Consider the following 3428-nt stretch of genomic DNA (forward strand, 5'->3'; position numbering starts at 1 on the left):
CATGGCCGTGACGGCCTGGACGACCCAGAGCCAGGTGTCCCGGTGGCGGAGCATGAGGCTGTGACGCCAGATGGTTCGCTGGTCCCGAGCCCGGAAGGGTATCTTGCGGGCTCCGAGGACAAAGTGGAGGAGAAAGGCCATGAAGATGAGGGGTCCTCCGACTTGGGCCATATATGTGGCCTCGAAGAAATAGGCCAGGGCGTCCATGGCCCGGGGGGAGATGACCACGGAAGAGACCAGGATCATGTGGGACCACATGAAGACGATGAGCCCCGCGCCGGTCAGCATCTGGAGCCAGTCGAGTAGGGCGTCTCTGCGGCCTGGCCGGTCAATGTGCATGGTGAGGTCTATTGCCATCTTGATCCTCCAAGGTATGGGTTTGGCCAAGGATGTGATTGATGAAAACCGTGCGTCCCCGGGCCCGTGGTCGGCTCCGAGTCGTTTCAGGCCTGGAAAAGGCCTCAAGATCGAACTCTGGTCGGCGGGAATGGCGCAAGTGAAAACGACTACTGCAAACGGTGGGGATGGTCAATTCCGGCAGGGTCTTCAAGTCGCAAAATGGAGCATTACCGGAGCCTGAGCCAACCATTAGATACACGATCCAGAGTATGGCCCCGAGTTAGATATTCTTTGATTCCCTTCGGGATAGGTCATAAAGAACTAGAGACTGTTTTCAGGGCCAAGAAACCCACTACCCATCTCTGGGCCGCAGCAGGTGAAGATTTTGTCGACCGGTCTTGACCACCTGGGGGATCGTGTAGTCGGTTGGAGTCTCGGTTTGGTTCCGACGCTTGCTGAGTTCGACCTCCGCGTTGCAACCAGGGACAGGCTTGCCGCCCACAATGAATGTCATCGAGGATTGAACATGAAAACTATTGGGAGACGCTCATGATCCGGACCATTCCCTTCAAATTTCCGGGCATTTCCGGGGTTCGGTGCCTGTTCACGGTTCGGGGGCCGGGAATGGACGGAAATCTGTCCTTGGAAGTCGGTGAGGCCGAGGAATCCGTCCGTCGTCGTCGGGGTGAGTTGAGAGGGCGATTTATGTGGCCGGGCTGGGCCGAGTTGCGACAGGCCCATGGAACGCGGATCGTTTTTGAGCCGGGTACCGAAGGATTCTTCGGTCCGGAGCAGGACGGGGACGGCCTGGCAACAAGGCAAAGGGGCCTGCCGCTGGTCGTGAAGACGGCGGATTGCCAAGCCCTGTTGATGACCGACGGATCAGGAAGCCATGTCGGTGCCTTGCATTGCGGCTGGCGCGGCAATCGAGCCAATTTCCCTGGTCGGGGAGTGGCCGAGTTTTGCGGCCGATACGGACTGGAGCCCGAAAATGTTCATGTGATCCGGGGGCCGAGCCTGGGCCCGGATCACAGCGAGTTTGTCGGTTTCGAAAAGGAGTGGGGGCCTGGGTTCGCTGCCTACTATCGAGAGGCGGACAAAACTATGGACCTTTGGAGGCTTACCCGAGATCAGCTCTTGGGGGCTGGAGTGCCGGAATATCAGATCTACGGGCTGGACATCTGCACCTTCGAGTCCATGGATCTGTTCTTCTCCTATCGACGGGAGAAACAGTGCGGACGGCAGACGGCCCTCATCTGGATGGAGAAATGAAAAGACCGGCCGGGATTACCCGGCCGGTCCTGGCTGTGAGGTGAAAGGCCGGAACTATTCCGCGGCCAACCCTTTCTGAACGTCGTTCAAAAGGGCCTGGGCCTGCTTGAGCTTGTCGGCCTGGGCCTGGTCGACCTGAGTGCTCAGAAAGGCGGCCTTTTGGGAAATTTCCTGAACCTGGGAGGTCAGAACCATTTTTCGGGCCTTTTCAGGCAGGTTCTGCAGGGAGGACAGGCTGGTCTCCAGTCCGTCCATCCGGGATCCAAGTTGTGTGATCTGTCCTTGGACGGCTTCCAGGGCCTCGACCTTGTGGTTCAGGCTGCTGAAATTCTGGCTGAACCCGAAGAAGAAGACCACGAGCAGGATGACGCAAAGGATGGCCACAAAAAGGCCGATCCTGCCCATGTCCTTGCGGCTGGAATCGATGATGTCGTGTTGGACCGCGTTTTTGTAGTCGGTTTGTTCGCCGTGCAGAGGCTGAACTTTTTCGGCAGCGTTCATTATGTTCCTCCTGGTGATTGATTGGTTTCATGTCCGTTCAGCGACAATCGAATGTCATTTCTTACCTGAGATCCATTGATGAGGCAAGAAAGGCATCGGCGGGTTCGGACCGTGGGTCTGGGTAGCCGTGCGACCGGTCGAAGCCCCTGATTTATTGAGCGGTCAGAGCCCGGCTAGGGTGGCCCGTTCCCGGTTCATTTCAGTCAGCAAATCCTCCAAACTCCATTGGGCCGAGGTCGGGGTCAGGGTGGCCATAAGCTGCGGAGTGAATCGGAGGGTCTTGAACAGGTTCAGCAGGCCGTGGACCTCCTGCTCGGTGCAGCCGGACATGATTGTGGCCCTGGCTAGGGGCGAGACTTGTCCCATGCCGGAGCGGTGTTCCCGGTCTAGGATCTCGCTTATGACCAGTTCCTGGTCCTCGTCGGTGGCGAAAATCACGTTTAGATCGCCAAGGCTTCCGGCCCCGGACAGACCGCGGAGCAGCTTGATCTGATCCTGAACCGGAAATCCGCAGACCAGCAGGGCCCTTGGCCCGAACATGGGTTCGTCCGCTTGGCCCAGCCGAGTAAACGTGGCTTCAGGTGACATTACCTTTCCTCTTATATTTCAGTGAAAAAAGGCGGCCCGGGCTTTCCCAGGCCGCCTCAACGTCGGTCGTTGTCAAAACCCTAGTCCTTTTTCTTTTCGCTTTCGCAGACCGGGCACCCCTCGGCCATCACTTTCAGGGCCTCGTAGCGTTCGGTATAGTCCTTCTCGATTTTGGTTCTCAGCATTTTGGAATCTTCCGGGAACATGCGCTCCAAGAGGTTGTAGCGGTTCTCGCCGGAGAGGAATTCCTGCAGGGTACCGTCCGGGGCCTTGGATTCGAGAACAAATGGGTTCTTGCCCTGGTCCTTGAGCCTTGGGTCGAAGCGGTACAGGGGCCAGTAGCCCGAGTCAACAGCCAGCTTTTCCTCGAACTGGGTCTTGCCCATGCCCTTCTTGATGCCCTGGCCGATGCACGGGGCGTAGCAGATGATGATGGATGGGCCGGGATAGCTCTCGGCCTCCATCAGGGCCTTGAGAAACTGCTGTTTGTTGGCGCCCATGGAGACCGAGGCCACATAGATGTAGCCATAGGTCATGAGCATTCGACCGAGGTCCTTCTTGCCGGTCCGTTTGCCGGCGGCGGCGAACTTGGCGATGGACCCCAAGGGCGTGGACTTGGAGGACTGCCCCCCGGTGTTGGAATAAACCTCGGTGTCCAGGACCAGGATGTTGATGTCTTCGCCCGAAGCCAGGACGTGGTCCAGACCGCCGAAGCCAATGTCGTAGGC

The 3428-nt window shown here is 58.2% G+C and carries 5 protein-coding genes; 1 reads left to right on the forward strand and 4 read right to left on the reverse strand.

What is annotated here, in order from left to right:
* Positions 1 to 357 (reverse strand): succinate dehydrogenase/fumarate reductase cytochrome b subunit (locus EOM25_13310; protein ID NCC26152.1); only part of this gene is annotated, 357 nt, incomplete at its 3' end.
* A gap of 489 nt (positions 358 to 846) precedes the next feature.
* Here EOM25_13310 and EOM25_13315 point away from each other — a divergent pair.
* Positions 847 to 1611: a laccase domain-containing protein gene (locus EOM25_13315; protein NCC26153.1), complete on the forward strand. Its 765-nt coding sequence runs from the start codon at positions 847 to 849 to the stop codon at positions 1609 to 1611.
* A gap of 54 nt (positions 1612 to 1665) precedes the next feature.
* Here the strand turns inward: EOM25_13315 and EOM25_13320 are convergent, their stop codons facing one another.
* The 3 genes from EOM25_13320 to EOM25_13330 all read right to left on the reverse strand — a co-directional run.
* A complete protein-coding gene (locus EOM25_13320) occupies positions 1666 to 2112 on the reverse strand; it encodes a hypothetical protein (GenBank protein NCC26154.1) in 447 nt (148 codons plus the stop codon).
* A gap of 162 nt (positions 2113 to 2274) precedes the next feature.
* Positions 2275 to 2700: a DUF3783 domain-containing protein gene (locus tag EOM25_13325; protein ID NCC26155.1), complete on the reverse strand. Its 426-nt coding sequence runs from the start codon at positions 2698 to 2700 to the stop codon at positions 2275 to 2277.
* A gap of 80 nt (positions 2701 to 2780) precedes the next feature.
* On the reverse strand, positions 2781 to 3428 hold a 648-nt coding region (locus EOM25_13330; protein NCC26156.1), incomplete at its 5' end, for a pyruvate:ferredoxin (flavodoxin) oxidoreductase.

Source organism: Deltaproteobacteria bacterium, assembly GCA_009929795.1.
Classification (GTDB): Bacteria; Desulfobacterota; Desulfovibrionia; order Desulfovibrionales; family Desulfomicrobiaceae; genus RZZR01.